This window comes from Cryobacterium sp. TMT2-14, assembly GCF_004402465.1.
GTDB classification, from domain to species: domain Bacteria; phylum Actinomycetota; class Actinomycetes; order Actinomycetales; family Microbacteriaceae; genus Cryobacterium; species Cryobacterium sandaracinum.
Window position 1 is genome coordinate 136,168 of sequence record NZ_SOFV01000043.1, and the last position, 18,125, is coordinate 154,292.

Here is an 18,125-nt window from a genome sequence, read left to right on the forward strand (position 1 = left end):
TTAACCAGCAATCCGCCAGCCGCGGGCGGCCAGCTCTTCGGTGAGGCGACCAACGGCCTCAGGGAGTACAGAAATTTCGGCCAGGCCCAGTTGGGCGCCCGGTGAGTGCTCGAGGCGGAGGTCTTCGAGGTTGACCCCGACCTCGCCGACCTCGTTGAGGAGTCGGGCAAGCTGCCCGGGGGTGTCGTCGACCATCACGCTCAGCGACACGAAGCGGCGGTCCTGGCCGTGCTTGCCGGGCAGGCGGGCCACCCCGGCGTTGCCGCCGGCGAGTTCCTCGGCCACCTTGCGGCGCGCGCCCGGTGCGGCGGGGGCTTCCAAGGCGTCGATGAAGCGGTCGAGGTCGTCGCGGTAGGCCAGCAGGATGTCCCGCACGGGTTCGGCGTTCGCGCCGAGGATCTGCACCCACAGCTCGGGGTCGCTGGCCGCGACGCGGGTCACGTCGCGCAGACCCTGGCCGGCGAGGTTCAGGGCCGAGCCGGCGGCATCCGTCAACCGGCGCGCCATGATCGTGGAGACAACCTGCGGCACATGGGAAATGAGCGCCACCGCACTGTCGTGCTCCTCGGGGCTCATCTCGACCAGGATCGCGCCGAGGTCGAGGATCAAGTCGTCGATCGCGGTGGCCTGCTGGTAGCTGATCGCGTCGTGCGCGGCCACCACCCAGGGGCGCCCGACGAAGAGGTCGGCGCGGCCGGCGAGGGGTCCCCCGCGTTCTCGGCCGGCCATCGGGTGACCGCCGATGTAGCGGGACACGTCGGCCCCCAGTGCGCGGAGCTCCTGCAGCGGGGCGAGCTTGACGCTTGCGACATCCGTCACGATCGCCTGCGGGTGGGCGGCCAGTTCGCGCGCGACGATCTCGGCCGTCACGTCGGGCGGCACGCACACCACGATCAGCTGCGGCAGGTCGCCGAAAGTGGCGGCGCGGCCGGCGCCGTAGTCGACGGCGATGCTGAGGTTGGTCGGCGACGCGTCGGCGAGGATGACATCGATGCCGCGCGCGCGGAGGCCCAGGCCGATGCTGGTGCCGAGCAGGCCGGTGCCCACGACGCGCACGGGCCCGATCAGGCGAGATTCAACCACTGGAACTCCTGACCTGGGCCTAGATCTTGGTTTCGGCCCGCGACACGGTGAGCAGCTGCCCGAGTTCGACCTTGGTCAGGTCGCGCACGGCGCCCACGCGCAGTGTGCCGAGGTGCAGCGGGCCGAACTGGCGGCGCACGAGGTCGACGACGGGGTGGCCGACGGACTCCATCATGCGGCGCACGATGCGGTTGCGGCCGGAGTGCAGGGTGAGCTCGACCAGGCTGAAGCCGTCGCCGGGAGGGCTGGTCAGGATGCGCGCCTTGTCGGCGGAGATGGGCCCGTCGTCGAGTTCGATGCCGCTCTGCAGCAGCTGGATGGTCTGCGCCGACACGCGGCCCTCGACCTTGGCGATGTAGGTCTTCAAGACCCCGAACGACGGATGCGCGAGCACGTGCGCGAGATCGCCGTCGTTGGTCAGGATCAGCAGGCCGCTCGTCATCGCGTCGAGGCGGCCCACGTTGAACAGGCGCTCCTCGAACTGGTCGGTGAACTCGCGCAGGTCGGGGCGTCCACTCTCGTCCTGCATCGACGAGACGACGCCGACGGGCTTGTTCAGCATCACGTAGCGGCGGCTGGTGTCCAGCTGCACGGCGACGTTGTCGACCATGATCAGGTCGGAATCGGGGTGGATCCGGCGGCCCAGCTCGGTGACGACCTTGCCGTTCACGCGCACGCGGCCGGCGGCGATCATCTCCTCGGAGACCCGTCGGGACGCGACGCCCGCGGAGGCCATGACCTTCTGCAGGCGCACGCCGTCGGCGGCGGCCTCGAGATTGGTGGGTGTCCCCTGAATCCCCTGGTTGTCGGTTGTCATGGCAATTCCTCAAATCCGTTCGCGCCGTCATTGAGCAACGGCGATAGGTATGGCAACTCGTCGAGCGAGTTGATTCCGAGCTGGGCTAGCAGAAGGTCTGTGGTGCCGTAATTGATCGCACCGGTCTCACTGTCGGTGAACGCTTCGGTGATCAGACCGCGGCCGAGCAGTGTGCGCACGACCGAATCCACATTAACGGCACGAATCGAGGCTACAGCCCCGCGGCTGATCGGTTGCTTGTAGGCGATCACGGCGAGGGTCTCCAGGGCCGCCTGCGAAAGCCGGCTCGGGTTCTGGGTGACCACGAAGTCGGCCACGGTCACATCGTGCTCGGGCCGCACGTAGATGCGCCAGCCGCCGGCCACCTCGCGCAGCTCGAAGCCGCGGCGCACGGTGCCGGCGAGGCCGTCGAAGTCGGCCACGAGCCGGGCGACGGATGCGCGCACCTCGCCCAGCGTGGCGTCGACGGCCGCGGCGAGCTGCAGCAGCCCCTGCGGTTCGTCGGCGACCATCAGGATGGCCTCGAGGGTGCGCTCGAGCGGGGGGCGCGGGGCATCCGTGCCCTCTGTGCTTTCTGTGTTCTCTGCGTTCTCTGCTGCGGGGGCGGTTTCACTGCTCATAGTCGTGTCACTGCTCATAGTCGTGTCACTGCTCATAGTCGGCTCCGAGGTTGGCGAGGGTGTCATCGGTCCAGGTCTCGGCACTCCAGTGCAGGCTGAGGTCGCCGAGCGGCACGAGCTGGTCGAAAGAGATGGCGTCGAGGCGGTACAGCTCGAGCACGGCCAGGAAACGGGCGATCACGACGCCCTTCACCTCGGCGCTCACGATCAGCTCGCGGAACGTGAGCGTGTCGACGGCGCGCAGCATCCGTACCACGTAGGCCGCCTGTTCACGGATGCTGACCAGCGGCGCGTGCAGGTGGTCGAGCCCCACGCCGGGCAGAACCCGCGGGGTGAGTGCGAGGGCGGCCAGGGCGGCGAAGTCGCCGAGGGAGAGAGTCCAGACCAGCTCGGGAGTCTGGCGGCGGAATTTCTCCTCCAGCCGCACCGCCCGCACGTGCCGGGTGGACTCGGCGTCGAGCCGGCCCTGGAACCAGGCGCTCGCGCTCTTGAAGGCCCGGTACTGCAGTAGCCGGGCGAACAGCAGGTCGCGGGCCTCGAGCAGAGCCACGTCTTCGGCGTCGACAAGCTCACCCTGCGGCAGCAGCCCGACGACCTTGAGGTCGAGCAGGGTGGCCGCGACCACCAGGAATTCGGTGGCCTGGTCGAGCTCTTCGTCCTGGTCGAGGCCGCGCAGGTAGGCGATGAACTCGTCGGTGACCCGGCTCAGGGAGATCTCGGTGATGTCGAGTTCGTGCTTGCCGATCAGGGACAGGAGCAGATCGAACGGACCCTCGAAGTTGCCGAGGGCCACCGAAAACGACTTCGGTGCGTCTGCGTCAGGCGACGGCGCCACGCTGGATCAGTTCCCGCGCCGCCTGCTTGTAGGCCTTGGCGGCCGCGTGCTCGGGTGCGAATTCGGTGATCGGGACGCCGGCGACGCTCGCGTCGGGGAACTTGACCGTGCGGCCGATGACCGTCTCGAGCACACTGTCGCCGAACGCGTCGACGACCCTCTCGAGCACCTCACGGGAGTGCAGGGTGCGGGAGTCGAACATGGTCGCCAGGATGCCGTCGAGTTCGATGGCCGGGTTGAGCCGGTCACGCACCTTGTCGATGGTCTCGATCAGGAGCGCCACACCGCGGAGGGCGAAAAACTCGCACTCGAGCGGAATGAGCACACCGTGGCTGGCCGTGAGCGCGTTGACGGTGAGGATACCCAGCGACGGCTGGCAGTCGATCAGGATGACGTCGTAGTCGCCGGAGATCTTGCGCAGCACGCGGGCCAGGATCTGCTCGCGGGCGACCTCGTTGACGAGGTGCACCTCCGCGGCGGACAGGTCGATGTTGGCCGGGATGATGTCGAGGTTGTGCACCGACGTCTTCTGGATGGCGTCGTGCGGGCTGACCGAGCCGCTCAGCAGCAGGTCGTAGATGGTGGTGACGTCGTGGGTGGGCACACCGAGACCGGCGGAGAGGGCGCCTTGCGGGTCGAAGTCGATGGCCAGCACGCGGCGGCCGTAGCCGGCGAGGGCGGCACCCAAGTTGATGGTGGTCGTCGTCTTGCCGACGCCGCCCTTCTGGTTGCACAGCGAAATGATGCGCGCCGGGCCATGACTGGGCAGAACCGCGGGTTCATCGAAGTCGCGCTTGGGTCGACCGGTCGCACCGACCGGTACCTCGTCTAAACCGGAAAGTCGTGTCCGGTCATCCTGCTTGCGCGCCACTGAGATGCCCTCGATCCGTCTCACACCTGTCACTGTCCCCACTGTAGCGATCGGATCGGGCATGTTGCGGCACGGATCGCCGAAAACCGCAGGTCTGCCGCGTGAATCCGGCGTGTCTCGGCCTGTCATCGGCCTGTCATCGGTCCGTCATCGGTCTCTGATCTGTGGAACCGGGTGAGTCACAGGCTCTTGCGTTAAGATTTTCAAGTGCCTCAGCCATTTACGCCCCTCCGAATCGCGCTCGTTTGCCTGCACACGTCCCCAGGAGCTGAGCCGGGCTCGGGCGACGCCGGGGGCATGAACGTGGTCGTGCGGCACCAGGCGGAGGCTCTCGCCTCCGCCGGCCACCACGTCGATATCCTCACCCGTCGCTCCTCCCCCGTGTCGAAGACGATGCAGTTGAGCCCCGGGGTGACGCTCCGCTTTCTCGAGGCCGGACCGGCCCGTCCCGTGCCGAAGGGCGACCACGAGGAGTTCATCGAGGCGTTCCGCGTGCAGATGGATGCGCTGGGACCCTACGACGTCATCCACTCGCACCATTGGTTCTCGGGTATGGCGGCGCTCCCGCTCGCGCGCCGCCGGGGCATCCCGCACGTGCAGAGCTTCCACAGCATCGCGGCCGACGCGTCGACGCCGTTGTCGGCCGGCGAACGCCCCGAGTCCCCCGGGCGCATGGCTGGCGAGGCCTGGCTGGCGCAGGAGTCGGATGCCCTGGTCGCAATCAGCGAGTCCGAGGCCGACACCATCGTGCAGCGGCTCGGCGGTGCGCCCGAGCGCATCTCGATCGTGCTGCCGGGGGTGGACGGGATTCTGTTCCGGCCCACGGACATCCGGACTGTGGGTGCCGCCGCGGTTGGGGCTGCCGAACTTTCTGGACCGATCGACATCCGCGGGTACGCGATCGTCGCGGGGCGCCTGCAGCCGCTGAAGGGCCTCGACCTCGCGATCGAGGCGATCGCGGCCGTGCCGGAGCCGATCCGGCCCGAACTCGTGATCGCCGGCGACGCGTCAGCCGACTACGACGGCTATATCGACGAGCTTCGGTCCCTCGCGGCCCGGCACGGAATCGAGCGCAACGTGCGTTTCGTGGGTCCGCAGTCCCGCGTGGACCTGGCCCTGCTGCTGAGCGGCGCCCGGGTTGTGCTCGTACCCTCGCACTCTGAAACGTATGGGCTCGTGGCGCTGGAAGCGGCCGCGAGCGGTGTTCCCGTCGTCGCCGCGGCGGCCGGCGGACTGCGCGAGGCGGTGCTCGACGGCGACACCGGCGTGGTGCTGGACTCGCGCGATCCGAAGGTCTGGGCCGGCGCGCTCACGCAGATTCTCTCGAACCCCGCGTTCGCCCGGCGTCTGTCGCTCGCCGCGCGCGAGCGGGCCGAGCACCTGGACTGGCCGCGGTCGGCAGAAGGCCTCGTGACCGTGTACCGGTCGCTGGTGCGCCCCGGTGCCGGCGACCGCCGCCCCTCGCTGCTCAGCGCGTGAGTCTGCTGGACGGTGTTCCCACTGTTCTGTTCGTGCACGCTCATCCCGATGACGAAACCATTGCAACGGGTGCGCTGATTGCGGAAATGGCGGCCCGGGGCATCCAGGTGTCGTTGCTGACCGCCACGCGCGGCGAGCAGGGTGAGGTCGTGCAGGGCCTGCTCTCTGGGCTGGCGGGCACGGATGCTCTCACCCGGGAACGCGAGCGGGAGCTCGCCTGCGCCGCGGCGGCCCTCGGCATCGGTTTCGCGGATCGGTTCTGGCTGGGCACGCCGCCCGCGCGCGCCGCGGGCCTCGCGCCGCGCGCGTACCGGGACTCGGGCATGACCTGGATTCGTCCGGGGCTGGCCGGGCCGGCCGACGACATCGACGGCGACGCCCTGGTGCGGGCGCCCCTGGCCGAAGTGACCGCGGATGTGGCCGCGCTGATCGGGCAGCTTCGGCCTGCCCTCGTGATCAGCTACGACAACGGTGGCGGGTACGGGCATCCGGATCACGTGCGCATGCATGAGGCGGCGCTGGCCGGCAGCCGGGCGGCGGGGGTCGCGTTTGCCGAGGTGGTGCAGGTGGGGGTGGATGGTGCTACATCGGGTGCGGGTGTTGCGGGTGCGGGTGCGGGTGCGGGTGCGGCCGAGTGGTTCGACCTGTCGGCGCACCTCGCGACGGTCACGGCTGCCCTGCGCTGCCACGCGAGCCAGCTCACCGTCGACGAGGGCGGTGGCCACATCGTGCACTCCGGCGGGCAGCGCGAGCCGATCATCACTGTGGTGGGGCTGCGCCTGCTCTGAGGTCGGCCGCACCGACCTGCGCCCGTCTGCGGGATCTGCACTGGCTTCCGCTGGTCAGCCGCCGGCCTGGTGTGTAGCCCCTCGTGCATAACTCCTGCAAATCCTGCAGAATAGGCCCGAAAACACGGTGGAACCGGCTCCCGGCAGCCAAATTGCAGGAGTTATGCCAGGGACGGCGCCGAGACTCCGACGGGTGGCGACGCGGGTGACGACGCGGGTGACGGATGCCCCGCGCGGCGGACCCGGCCGCAACTGTTGCCGTTCCGGACAATTGTTGCCGGTACGTGGGCAACAGTTGTCCGGAGCGGCAACAGTTAGGCGGGGTTTGGCTACGCATCCCGGACCGGCGGGGCCGCCGCAGCCCAGAGCGGGGGCGGCTCTCGACAGCCGGCGTCACGTAACCTCGGGGATAATCGCGACACGCCGCATTCGGTGGCCGCTCGACCGGCGGGTTCCGAAAAACTCCGAAGCTAGCGACGGTGACGGATGCCGATGGGCGGGTTCGAGGGCCAGGTCACCGGGTTTCGGGAGGCTCAACCACCGGCGGGGCAGCCGCAGCCGCAGCCGCGAGCGTGGGCGGCTCTCGGCATCCGTCGTCACGTAACTTCGGAGAAAACGCGAGACGCAGCCTTCGGTGGCCGCTCGAACGGAATGTCCCGGAAAGCTCAAACGTCAGCGGCGCGCGGCGGCCCCGGCCGCCACTGTTGCCGTTCCGGACAGTTGTTGCCGGTACACGGGCAACAGTTGTCCGAAACGGGAACAGTCAGGCGGGGTTGAGCTCGTCCAGGACCGGCGGGGGCTCAACCACCACCGTGGGTGACTCAACCAACGGGGGGACGGAACGGGACACCCGCGCCCGCGGATGCGCCGTCGTGTACATGTCGCGCAGGGTATCCGCGGTGACGAGCGTGTAGATCTGGGTGGTGGCCACCGAGGAGTGGCCGAGCAACTCCTGCACCACGCGCACATCGGCCCCGCCCTCGAGCAGGTGCGTCGCGAAGGAGTGCCGCAGCGTGTGCGGCGAAACATGCCCCTCGAGGCCGGCGCGTTCGGCCGCAGCCCGGATGATCAACCACGCGTTCTGCCGGCTGAGCCTCTTGCCGCGAAGGCCCAGGAACAGGGCCGGCGTCGCCGGTCCACGGGCGGAGAGCAGCGGTCTCCCCCGCACCAGAAACGTGTCGATGGCCGCGCGCGCGTAACTGCCGACCGGCACGATGCGCTGTTTGTCGCCCTTGCCGGTGAGGCGCACCACCTCGGGGTCGAGCACATCGTCCACATTGAGGTTGACCACCTCCGAGACGCGGGCGCCCGTGGCGTAGAGCAGCTCGAGCAGCGCCTTGTCGCGCAGGTTGTGCACCTCGTCGCCGTCCGTCGCCGCGAGCAACAGCGTGACCTGCTCGATCGAAATTGCCTTGGGCAGCCGGGTGCCGAGCTTGGGCGGCTTGGACTCGTGGGCGACATCGGTGTCGACCACGCCCTCCTCGAGCAGAAATCGGTGAAACCCGCGCACGGTCGAGAGGATGCGCGCGATCGACGCCGCGGTCAGCGGCGACTCCTCGCGGGATCCCAAGAACCGCACGTAGTCGGAGACGTGCTGCCGGGTGACGTCGGCAAGTCCGGTCAACCCGACCGCGGCAAGCCACCGGCTGTAGATGGCCAGGTCACGCCGGTAGGCGGACACCGTATTGGTGCTCAGGCCGCGCTCGATCGCGACGTGCCGCAGATACGAGTCCACGGCCGCCGCGACGACCCCACCGGCAACTCCCGGTGCAGGCGGACCGCCCAAACCCGCGACGCCCCGGCCAGCAGGAACACCAGCCGCACCGCTCACACCACCAGACGAGGCCAACCGGTCACACCGTGTGGTCCCAATTGACCGGATGCCGCGGCCACGGCTCATCCGCCGCCCCGAGGGTGCTCCAGCCGCGCGCGCGGGCTGCCTGGGCGGCGAGCACCCCGATCACCAGCGACGGGTTCTGCACCCGGCGGGCCAGCACGGCATCGACGCAGTCATCAAGCGGCACCCAGCGCACCTCGATGTCGGCTTCCTCCTCGGTGCGCTCGAAGATCTCCGGAGCCGCGGCGAGGCCGCGCGCCAGGTAGATGCGGATGACCTCATTGCTGCCGCCGGGCGAGGTGGCGAACTCACCGAGCACATTCCACTCGGTGGCGACGAGGTCGGTCTCCTCGGCCAGCTCGCGCTGCGCTCCGACGAGTGGATGCTCGCCGTCTTCGTCGAGCAACCCGGCCGGCAGCTCCCAGTCGCGCGTGCGCACGGGGTGCCGGTACTGCTTGATCAGCAGCACCTGGTTGTGCTCGTCGAGGGCGAGGATCGCCACGGCGCCCGGGTGGTCCAGGTACTCGCGATTGATGCGGGAGCCGTTATAGCCGAAGGTGTCGCGGCGGACACCCCACACCTTGCCGTCGAAAACGATCGCGCTGTCCGAGACCGCCGCGAAGGCCGGCTCATCCGCCAGCGGGGCGGAGGCCGATTCGCCGGACTTCTCGGCGGTCACAGGAGCGGTCACGTTGGCGGCGGGCACAGACGGGTGGGTCACGGCTCAGGCTTCTTCCTTGGCTTCGACCTCGAACAGGCGGCTGGCCTGCTGGCGGTCCAGGGCCGCGCTGATCAGGCCGCGGAACAACGGATGCGCGTGGCTGGGCCGGCTGCGCAGCTCCGGGTGCGCCTGCGTGCCCACGTAGAACGGGTGCTCCTCGCGCTTCAGCTCGACGTACTCGACCAGGTGGCGGTCGGGTGAGGTGCCCGAGAACCACAGTCCGGCATCCGCGATCTGAGAGCGGAACGCGTTGTTGACCTCGTAGCGGTGGCGGTGACGTTCGGACGCCTCGGAGGCACCGTAGAGCTCGGCCACGATGGATCCCTCGGCCAGAACGGCCGGGTAGAGACCCAGGCGCATGGTGCCACCCAGGTCGCCGCCCGCGATGATCTCGACCTGCTCTTCCATGGTCGCGACCACCGGGAACTCGGTGTCCTCGTCGAACTCCGAGGAGGATGCGCCGGTGAGGCCGGCCTTGTTGCGGGCGTATTCGATGACCATGCACTGCAGGCCAAGGCAGAGGCCGAGCACGGGGATGCCGTTCTCGCGGGCGAACTTGAGGGCGCCGAGCTTGCCCTCGATGCCGCGCACGCCGAAGCCGCCGGGAACGCAGATGCCGTCGAGCTCACCGAGCAGGCGGTTCGCGCCCTCCTCGGTCTCGCAGTCGTCGGAGGCGATCCAGGTGACTTGGACCCTGGTCTGGTTGGCGAATCCGCCGGCGCGCAGCGCTTCGGTGACCGACAGGTAGGCGTCGGGCAGGTCGATGTACTTGCCGACCAGCCCGATGGTGACGGTGTGCTGGGGCTCGCGCACGGCGTCGAGCACCTTCTGCCAACCGGTCCAGTCCACGCTGGTGACGGGCAGGCCGAGGCGGTCGGTGATGTACTTGTCCAGGCCCTGCTCGTGCAGCATGGTGGGGATCTCGTAAATGCTCGGCACGTCGACCGCGTTGACCACGGCGTCTTCGTCGACGTCGCACATCAGCGCGATCTTGCGCTTGTTCGAGTCGGAGACGGGCCGGTCGCTGCGCAGCACGAGCGCATCCGGCTGGATGCCGATGGAACGCAGGGCGGCGACGGAGTGCTGGGTGGGCTTGGTCTTCTGCTCCCCCGCGGCGCCGAGGAACGGCACCAGCGAGACGTGCACGAAGAAGACGTTGTTGCGGCCGAGTTCGTGGCGCACCTGGCGTGCCGCCTCGAGGAACGGCTGGGACTCGATGTCGCCGACCGTGCCGCCGATCTCGGAGATGATCACGTCGGGGCGCAACTCGTCGCTGGCCTGCAGGCGCATGCGGCGCTTGATCTCGTCGGTGATGTGCGGGATGACCTGCACGGTGTCGCCGAGGTACTCGCCGCGGCGTTCCTTGGCGATCACCTGCGAGTAGACCTGACCGGTCGTGACGTTCGCGGCCTGGTTGAGGTTGATGTCGAGGAACCGTTCGTAGTGTCCGATGTCCAGGTCGGTCTCAGCACCGTCGTCGGTCACGAAGACCTCGCCGTGCTGGAACGGGTTCATCGTGCCGGGGTCCACGTTGAGATAGGGGTCGAGCTTCTGCATGACCACGCGGAGACCGCTGGCCGTGAGGAGATTGCCGAGGCTTGCCGCCGTCAGGCCCTTGCCCAAAGAAGAAACGACACCACCGGTCACAAAAATGTGTCGTGTCGTGTCGTTGCGTACTGATTCGTCCGTGCTTTTATTTTCCACCACGGGCTTCGACTCTAGCATTGAGGGCTGACCTATCGGTTGGCGCGGGCGAGGTTCATGAGCTCCCGGGCATGTTCGAGTCCGCTCGCGGAATCGGGCAGGCCGGAGAGCAGGCGGGCCATTTCGGCGGCACGCTCGTCGCCGTGCAGCTGGCGCACGCTGCTGGCGGTGACGGAGCCGTCGCTGTCCTTGACGACGCTGAGGTGGTTGCCGGCGAACGCGGCCACCTGGGCAAGGTGGGTGACCACGATAACCTGGGCGGTTTCGGCGAGCCGGGCCAGCCGGCGGCCGATCTCGATCGCCGCGGCGCCGCCCACGCCGGCGTCGACCTCGTCGAAGACGAAGGTCGGCACCGGGTCGGCCTGGTTGATGACGACCTCGATCGCAAGCATCACCCGGGACACTTCGCCACCGGAGGCCCCGCGCGCCAGCGACCGTGGCTCCGCCCCCGCGTGCGGGCGCAGGAGAATCTTCACGAGGTCGCGTCCGGTGGCGGTGATCTCGGCCCGGCCGTCGACCTCGACCAGCAGCGACGCGTTCGGCATGGCCAGGGCGGCCAGTTCGGCTGTGACGGCCGCACCCAGGGCCTCCGCGGCAGCGCGACGGATGCCGGTGAGCTGGTCGGCGAGGCCGTCAGTCGACTGGCGTGCGGCATCCGTTTCGGTGCGGAGCGTGTCTATGCGGTCGGAGTCGCTGTCGAGTTCGAGCAGACGGGCACTGCCGGTGTCGAGAAAGTCGATGGCCTCGTCAAGGCCGCCCGCGTACTTGCGGGCCAGGCCGGTGAGCTCCGAGCGGCGCTCCTGCACGACCTCGAGTTCGCGGGCGCCATCGGCGTCGAGGCCGGCCAGGTAGCTGGAGAGCTGCGCGGCGATGTCGGCAACCAGGAAGCCGGCGTTCGCGAGTGCCTCGGCAAGGGGCGGCAGGGCCGGGTCGTGCTCCCCGGCCCGTTCGAGCTGGCGCCGGGCGGACTCGAGCAGGGCGACAGCGTCGGGCATCTCGTCGGGGTTCTCCTCCGCCGAGAGCAACTCCCGGGCCTGGGCGGCCGCGATGCGCAGCTCCTCGAGGTTGCCGAGGCGTTCGGCGCGTTCGCTGAGCGACTCGTCTTCGCCGCGTTGGGGGGCGACGAGTTCGATCTCGTCGATGGCGGCGCGCAGCGTGTCGGCCTCGCGGGCGCGCTGGTCCTGCTCGTCGACGAGTCGGTCGAGCTCACTCTGAAGGCCCTGCCAGCGGTAGTAGGCCCTCTGGAACAGGTCGAGGGTTTCGGCGAGCGTCGGCCCGGCGAAGCGGTCCAGGGCTGCAGCCTGGGCGACGGCCGAACGCAGACGCACCTGGTCGGACTGGCCGTGCACGACCACGAGGTCGCCGCCGAGGTCGCTGAGCACGCCGGCGGGGGCGCTGCGCCCGCCGACCACGGCCCGGCTGCGTCCCTCCGCGGACACCGAGCGGCTGAGGATGAGTTCGGGGCCGTCGAGGTCTCCCCCGGCGTCCCGCACGCGGGTCGCGACGGTGCCGTCGGCGGGGATCAGCCAGCGGCCCTCCACCCAGCTCTGCGACTGGCCCTGGCGCACGAGACCGGGATCGGCACGCTGGCCGAGCAGCAGGCCGAGCGCGGTGACGACCATGGTTTTGCCGGCGCCGGTCTCGCCCGTCACGGCGGTGAAGCCGGGGCCGAGCGGCAGGGTGGCCTCGGCAATGACACCGAGGTCACGGATGACGAGCTCCTCGATCATGCGGAACGCCTATTCACGGCCGACCGGGCCTCTCCAACCCGTGACGGGCAGGTTGAATTTGTTGACCAGTCGGTCGGTGAACGGGCCGCTATGCAGGCGGGCCAGCCGAACGGGAATCGGTGAACGGCGCACGATCACACGGGAGCCCGGCGGCAGGTCGTGCACGCGGCGACCGTCGGCGCAGAGCACCGCGGCCCCGCCGGTGCGGGCGAGCACCTCCACGGCGAGCGACGAGTCCGGGCCCACGACGAGCGGGCGGGCGAAGAGGGCGTGAGCGCTGAGCGGCACCAGCAGCAGCGCGTCGAGCGTCGGCCAGACGATCGGGCCGCCGCCCGAGAAGGCGTAGGCGGTGGAGCCCGTGGGCGTGGACATGACCACGCCGTCGCAACCGAAGGAGGAGAGCGGGCGGCCGTCGACCTCGATGACGACCTCGAGCATCCGTTCACGGCTGGATTTCTCGACTGTGGCCTCGTTCAACGCCCAGGTCTCGTAGATCACCTCATCGCCGAGCTTGACCCGAACGGCGAGGGCCATGCGTTCCTCGACCAGGTAGTCGCGCAGCAGAGCCCGGCGCACGGCCTCACCGAGGTCGTCGCGCTCGCTCTCGGCGAGGAAACCTACGTGGCCGAGGTTGATGCCGAGCAATGGGGCCGAACAGCCGCGCACGACTTCGGCGGCACGCAGGATGGTGCCGTCGCCGCCGAGCACGATCACGAGTTCGAGTTCGGTGGTCGCGACGCACTCGTGCAGGATCGCGATCTGGTCGTCGAGGTCCGGGCAGTGCGCGAGCAGGTCGGCGCGCTCGTTGCGGGCCAGCACCGGCACGGCTCCGGCGGCCAGCAGCTGCTGGCAGACGGTGACGGCGGCCTCGAGGGAATCCGTGCGGCCGGTGTGCGCGACGACGAGGATGTTGCGTGGTGCTGCACTCATTTAGTCACTCCCACCAGCGCCGTTGTGCGTTCGATCCATTCTGTCGGATTGCTGCCGACCGCGCTCGACAGCCAGCACAGGTACTCGCGATTTCCGGCGCCGCCGGCGATGGGCGAGGCGATCAAACCGTTCGTCTTGAGGCCGAGATCCCACGCCGCCCAGAGCACACCGGCAATCGCGTCGGCACGGAGGCCCGGATCGTGCACGACGCCCTCGCGGATGCTGCCCTTGCCGACCTCGAATTGCGGCTTGATCAGCAGCACGAAGTCGGCACCGTCGGCGGCGGACGCCACCAGGGCCGGAAGCACGGTGGTCAGGGAGATGAAGGACAGGTCTCCCACGACCAGGTCCACCCGCTGCGGCACCCCGGAGGCGGCCGCGATCTTCTCGGCCGTGGCGTAGCGCAGGTTGAACCCCTCGACCAGCACGAGTCGCGGCTCGGTCGCCAGCTGAGGGGCCAGTTGCCCGTGCCCCACATCCACCCCGATGACCTGGCCGGCGCCGCGTTCGAGCAGCACCTGGCTGAAGCCGCCCGTGGACACTCCGGCGTCGAGCACCGTGCGGCCCAGGGCCGGAACCGCGAAGGCGTCGAGGGCGGCGATGAGCTTGTGGGCGCCGCGGCTGACGTAGTGGTCGGTGGCCGCCACCTCGATCAGCTGGGTGTCCCGCACCTTGGCGGATGCCTTGACGACGGGCGTGCCGTCGACCGTGACCAGTCCGCCCACGATCAGCTGCACGGCGACGGTGCGGGACCGGGCCAGACCGCGCTCGGCGACGGCCGAGTCGAGGCGCTGGTGGGGCATCCGCTCGCCGGCAACGCCGGGGTCGCTGGGGTCGCTGGCACTGGTGTCGGGGGCGACGTCATCGGGGGCGCCCATCGGGGTTCCGTCGACGTCGGTCATGGGTGGCTCGCCCGGGGAACGTCTCCACCTTCGAGGTGGCCCCGCAGCCCGTCGTGCTCCTGAACGTACGCGGCGGCGCGCTCCTCGAGGGGCCGGTCTTCGATCGCGGCGAGCCGCGCGGGAAGATCCTGGGTTACGTCGTCCGTCGTCACGTGGGGCTGATTCACCCTCTCCACGTTACCGTCCGAGATACAGTCGCTCCGGAACAGTGAGCCCGTAGATGGGCCGACCGGATGCCCAGATCACGGCGCAGGCGGCGCGGAGCAGGTTGATCGCCCCGTCACCCTCGGCCACGATCGTGACATCGGCGCCGACAATGCGCACCGTCGCCCCGTTCACCGTGGCGGAGGAGCCGTCCTTGGAGAACACCGTCTGCGGGTAAGGCTCGTGCAGCTGGCGCAGGTCGTCGAGGATATACGTCGGCCGCGACTTGGCGTCGGCGGCCAGGGTCTGCTTGGCCTTGTCGATGCCGGTGAGCACCAGCGCGGCCGGAATGCCGGCCCGGTTCGCGCCGAGGATGTCGGTGTCGAGGCGGTCGCCGATGAACAGGGGCGCCTGCGCCTCGAAGCGGGTGACGGCCTCGGTGAAGATGGCCACCTCGGGCTTGCCGGCCACGATCGGCAGGCGACCGACGGCGCTGTGCACGGCGGAGACGAGGGTGCCGTTGCCGGGCGCGATCCCCCGGGCCACCGGGATGGTCCAGTCGGTGTTCGTGGCGATCCACGGGATCTCCACGCCATCCTCGTTCGGGTGCAGGGCGAACGCGGCCTCGGCCAGGTCCTTCCAGCCGAGGTCGGGCGAGAAGCCCTGGATCACGGCCGCCGGAGCGTCATCCGCCGAGCGGGTGACGACGAAGCCACCCTTTTCAACCTCGGTCAGAAGACCTTCGCCGCCGATCACGAGGATGCGCGAGCCGGCCGGCACTTCATCCGCGAGCAGACGCACGGCGGCCTGCGGTGAGGTCACGACATCCGTCGCCACCGTGTGCAGGCCCAGTTCGGAGAGGTGGTCCGCCACGGACTGGTCGGTGCGGGACGCGTTGTTGGTGAGGTAGCCGACCCGCACGGTTTCCGCCGCACGGTTCAGGCTCTCGACCGCGAACGGGATGGCCGCTGGACCGGCGTAGACCACGCCGTCCAGGTCGGCCAGAACCACGTCGACGCCGGTGAGCGGGGTGACCGCCTCAGGCACGCGGCGACGCCTGAGCATCGTGCTCCGCCTCGTCGGTGGAGTCGTCGGCGTCATTCGCGGACTCTTCGTCGGAGACGTCAGTCGCGTCGTCGTCGTCGTCGGTGGAGTCGTCGGTGTCGGTGTTGGTGTCGGTGTCGTCGAACTCTTCCTCGTCGGACTCCTCCTCGTCGATCTCGAGGATCTCCATGGTCTCGTCGAAATCGGTTGCGCCGGACACGGCAGCGTCGGCCCGTTCGGCCCGCTCGTTCCACAGCTCGGCCTCGTCGTCGCGGCCCAGCTCACCGAGAACCTCGGCGTAGGCGGCGAACAGCTCGGCGCTGTAGGAGAACGCGGTCTTCGGGTCCAGCTGCGGGATCTCTAGCTCGCTGAGCGCAGCCTCGGTCTCTCCGAGGTCCAGACGCGCCCCGGACATGGCGATCGCCAGGGCAACCTGAACGGATGCCGGCAGCGAGGCGCGCTCGACGGAGCGTCCCAGCTCGAGCGCCCGGTCCGGGCGGCCCACGCCGCGCTCACTGTCCACCATCAGCGCAAGCTGATCGTTGGAACCGGAGATGCGGCGATAGGTGCGCAGTTCCCGCAGCGCCAGGGCGAAGTCGCCCGTGGCGTAGGCGGTGATCGCGAGGCTCTCGCGCACCACGGCGATCCGGCCGGCACGACGGGCAGCCGACAGGACGTGGCGGTGAGCCAGCTCGGGGTCTTCGTCGATGACGCGGGCGGCCATGGCCAAGTGGCGGCCGACGGCCTCGGCGTTGTCCTTGCTGAGGGTCTTGAGCTCGTTGCGGGCGATCCGGTCGAGGTCCTGCGACGTGATGTCGTCGGGCAGCTCGGGGTCGTCGTGGCGCGGGCGCACCGAACGAAGCTCGCGCTGCATGCGCTGCTCTTCGGTCATCTCCTCTTCGACGACACGGGCATCGCGGTCACCGCGGGCTGGGGCACCGTCACGGGTCCACAGCTTCTTACCGGCGTCTCCGCGCGGAGCTCCAGCACGGTTCGGCGAACCGCCGCGCTGGGTCCAGGGCTTCTCGCCACCCTGCTGCGGGCGATCGCTGCGCTCGGGACGGGCGCCGTCCTTGGCCCAGGGCTTGCGCTCCCCGCCGCCGGAGGAGCGATCGGAGTTGCCCCGGTACGGGGGACGCTCGCCGCCCTGCGGGCGATCGGGATTGCCACGGTACGGGGGACGCTCGCCGCCCTGCGGGCGATCGGGATTGCCCCGGTAGCCACCGGTAGAGGGACGGTCCGAATTGCCACGGTAAGGGGGACGCTCACCCTGCTGCGGACGGTCGGAATTGCCGCGGGAGGAAGGACGCTCACCCTGCTGCGGACGCTCGGAGTTGCCACGGTAAGGAGGACGCTCGCCACCCTGCGGGCGTTCAGAGTTGCCCCGATAGCCACCGGTAGATGGACGGTCCGAATTGCCACGGTAAGGAGGACGCTCGCCACCCTGCTGCGGACGCTCGGAGTTGCCACGATAAGGGGGACGCTCGCCACCCTGCTGCGGACGCTCGGAGTTGCCACGATAAGGGGGACGTTCACCATCACGCTGGGGACGGTCAGTATTGCCACGGTAACCACCCGTGGCCGGGCGGTCGGAGTTGCCGCGATAGGGAGGACGCTGACCATCACGCTGCGGACGCTCGGTATCGCCACGGTACGAAGGACGCTCGCCACCGTTGGCCGGACGCTCGGAATTTGCGCGGTAACCGCCCGTGGAGGGACGATCGGAGTTCCCGCGGTAGGGAGGACGCTCGCCTCCCTGCTTCGGACGCTCGGAATTACCGCGGTAAGGGGGACGCTCACCGTCACGCTGCGGACGGTCGGACCGGCCCTGGTAACCCCCGTTGGAACGACGATCGTCTCGTCCGCCGTCGCGTGATTCGTTATCGTGCGTTCCTGAAGGGCTCACTGTGTCTCCTGTGTAATTTGACCTGCCATTTCGACAGACCTATCAACAGTAACTCAACGCCAAATGACCACCCGTCTGGGAGGCCATTTTGGTTGATTCTGAATCGAGTCCGGCGGTGTCATACCGGGTCGCGGCGAGTGTCCCTCTCCGGTCGAGAGTGGTGGCTCTACCGGGCACTTTCGACCGGAATGAAGACATTCACTCTCGCTCACCACATGGAAGTCACCTCGAGGGGTGGCCAACTGTCGTTGGTGCAGGTGTGCCCTCCCACGGGGTGGTGTGGTTCGTGGCGCAAGGTGTGGAGGTGGACGCACGGTATGGAGGTGGGCGCAGGTAGAGCGTGCGCCGCGGGGCGGCTTGGCCAGGGCCCGTGTGTGTGTGGCTAACTCAGGACATCTGTTGCCCGGAGTAGACGGCCGCCGCGGGTTAGTGCGGCATTGGTGCGGATGCCCGGCACGGCCCGGCTGGATCTCCTGAGTTGGCCACGACCGCTGCCGGATGTGCGCCGCGGGGTGGGGGTGGTGCGCGCTTGGTTTGTGTGGGTTCGGCTGGTGTACCGCGGGGTCGTGTGCGCCGGTGAACGGTTGGGGCGGGGCTGTCGCAGTTGGTGGGCGCCGGGGCGGTGGTGGTGGTTAACGCACAATGGCCACCCGTTGGGGTGGCCATTGTGTGTGTTGCTACGTTGAGTCCGGCGGTGTCCTACTCTCCCACAGG

Annotated in this window: 17 protein-coding genes; 3 read left to right on the forward strand and 14 right to left on the reverse strand. The window is 69.3% G+C overall.

Features of this window, described 5'->3' with window-relative positions; translation table 11 throughout:
- The 5 genes from E3O28_RS15635 to E3O28_RS15655 are packed head-to-tail and all read right to left on the reverse strand — an operon-like array spanning position 1 to position 4,226.
- Entirely contained in the window at positions 1–1,083 is a 1,083-nt protein-coding gene (locus tag E3O28_RS15635) for a prephenate dehydrogenase (protein WP_134416731.1), read from the reverse strand.
- 19 nt (positions 1,084–1,102) lie between these two features.
- Entirely contained in the window at positions 1,103–1,900 is a 798-nt protein-coding gene (locus E3O28_RS15640) for a pseudouridine synthase (RefSeq protein WP_104100394.1), read from the reverse strand.
- Complete coding sequence (locus E3O28_RS15645) at positions 1,897–2,520, reverse strand: SMC-Scp complex subunit ScpB (RefSeq protein WP_134416733.1); 624 nt, start codon at positions 2,518–2,520, stop codon at positions 1,897–1,899. Before E3O28_RS15645 ends, E3O28_RS15640 begins: the two co-directional genes overlap by 4 nt.
- Before the next feature lie 25 nt (positions 2,521–2,545).
- Positions 2,546–3,355 (reverse strand): ScpA family protein, encoded by an 810-nt coding sequence (locus E3O28_RS15650; RefSeq protein ID WP_134416735.1) that lies wholly within the window; start codon positions 3,353–3,355, stop codon positions 2,546–2,548.
- A complete protein-coding gene (locus E3O28_RS15655; protein ID WP_233191344.1) occupies positions 3,339–4,226 on the reverse strand; it encodes a ParA family protein in 888 nt (295 codons plus the stop codon). Before E3O28_RS15655 ends, E3O28_RS15650 begins: the two co-directional genes overlap by 17 nt.
- A gap of 207 nt (positions 4,227–4,433) precedes the next feature.
- Here E3O28_RS15655 and E3O28_RS15660 point away from each other — a divergent pair, with 207 nt between their 5' ends.
- Positions 4,434–5,705 carry a glycosyltransferase gene (locus E3O28_RS15660; protein WP_241973165.1) on the forward strand — a complete coding sequence of 424 codons (1,272 nt, stop codon included), beginning with the start codon at positions 4,434–4,436 and terminating at the stop codon, positions 5,703–5,705.
- Positions 5,702–6,493: a PIG-L family deacetylase gene (locus tag E3O28_RS15665; RefSeq protein ID WP_134416736.1), complete on the forward strand. Its 792-nt coding sequence runs from the start codon at positions 5,702–5,704 to the stop codon at positions 6,491–6,493. Before E3O28_RS15660 ends, E3O28_RS15665 begins: the two co-directional genes overlap by 4 nt.
- 763 nt (positions 6,494–7,256) lie before the next feature.
- Here E3O28_RS15665 and xerD read toward each other — a convergent pair.
- The 9 genes from xerD to E3O28_RS15705 all read right to left on the reverse strand — a co-directional run bounded on the left by xerD (position 7,257) and on the right by E3O28_RS15705 (position 16,379).
- The gene (xerD, locus tag E3O28_RS15670) at positions 7,257–8,279 is read right to left on the reverse strand and encodes a site-specific tyrosine recombinase XerD (protein ID WP_277874729.1); all 1,023 of its coding nucleotides are present in this window, start codon (positions 8,277–8,279) and stop codon (positions 7,257–7,259) included.
- 67 nt (positions 8,280–8,346) lie between these two features.
- Positions 8,347–8,970: an NUDIX hydrolase gene (locus tag E3O28_RS15675; protein ID WP_174721921.1), complete on the reverse strand. Its 624-nt coding sequence runs from the start codon at positions 8,968–8,970 to the stop codon at positions 8,347–8,349.
- An 84-nt stretch (positions 8,971–9,054) separates the two neighbouring features.
- Positions 9,055–10,776 (reverse strand): CTP synthase, encoded by a 1,722-nt coding sequence (locus tag E3O28_RS15680; protein WP_134416737.1) that lies wholly within the window; start codon positions 10,774–10,776, stop codon positions 9,055–9,057.
- Positions 10,777–10,787: 11 nt separating this feature from the next.
- On the reverse strand, positions 10,788–12,485 hold the full coding sequence (gene recN / locus E3O28_RS15685) for a DNA repair protein RecN (protein WP_134416738.1): 1,698 nt from the start codon (positions 12,483–12,485) through the stop codon (positions 10,788–10,790).
- Between the two features lie 9 nt (positions 12,486–12,494).
- Positions 12,495–13,415 carry an NAD kinase gene (locus tag E3O28_RS15690; protein ID WP_104100385.1) on the reverse strand — a complete coding sequence of 307 codons (921 nt, stop codon included), beginning with the start codon at positions 13,413–13,415 and terminating at the stop codon, positions 12,495–12,497.
- Complete coding sequence (locus E3O28_RS15695; RefSeq protein ID WP_134416754.1) at positions 13,412–14,218, reverse strand: TlyA family RNA methyltransferase; 807 nt, start codon at positions 14,216–14,218, stop codon at positions 13,412–13,414. Before E3O28_RS15695 ends, E3O28_RS15690 begins: the two co-directional genes overlap by 4 nt.
- A 95-nt stretch (positions 14,219–14,313) precedes the next feature.
- Positions 14,314–14,484, reverse strand: coding sequence for a hypothetical protein (locus E3O28_RS16490; protein ID WP_158250237.1), 171 nt, complete (start codon positions 14,482–14,484; stop codon positions 14,314–14,316).
- A gap of 10 nt (positions 14,485–14,494) precedes the next feature.
- Entirely contained in the window at positions 14,495–15,508 is a 1,014-nt protein-coding gene (locus E3O28_RS15700; RefSeq protein ID WP_241973166.1) for an HAD-IIA family hydrolase, read from the reverse strand.
- Positions 15,501–16,379: a hypothetical protein gene (locus E3O28_RS15705; protein WP_241973167.1), complete on the reverse strand. Its 879-nt coding sequence runs from the start codon at positions 16,377–16,379 to the stop codon at positions 15,501–15,503. The genes E3O28_RS15700 and E3O28_RS15705 overlap by 8 nt, the downstream gene beginning before the upstream one ends.
- On the opposite strand from E3O28_RS15705, the gene E3O28_RS15710 reads away from it, so the two are divergent.
- On the forward strand, positions 16,344–17,381 hold the full coding sequence (locus E3O28_RS15710) for a hypothetical protein (protein WP_134416742.1): 1,038 nt from the start codon (positions 16,344–16,346) through the stop codon (positions 17,379–17,381). The genes E3O28_RS15705 and E3O28_RS15710 overlap by 36 nt on opposite strands.
- Positions 17,382–18,125 lie beyond the last annotated feature (744 nt).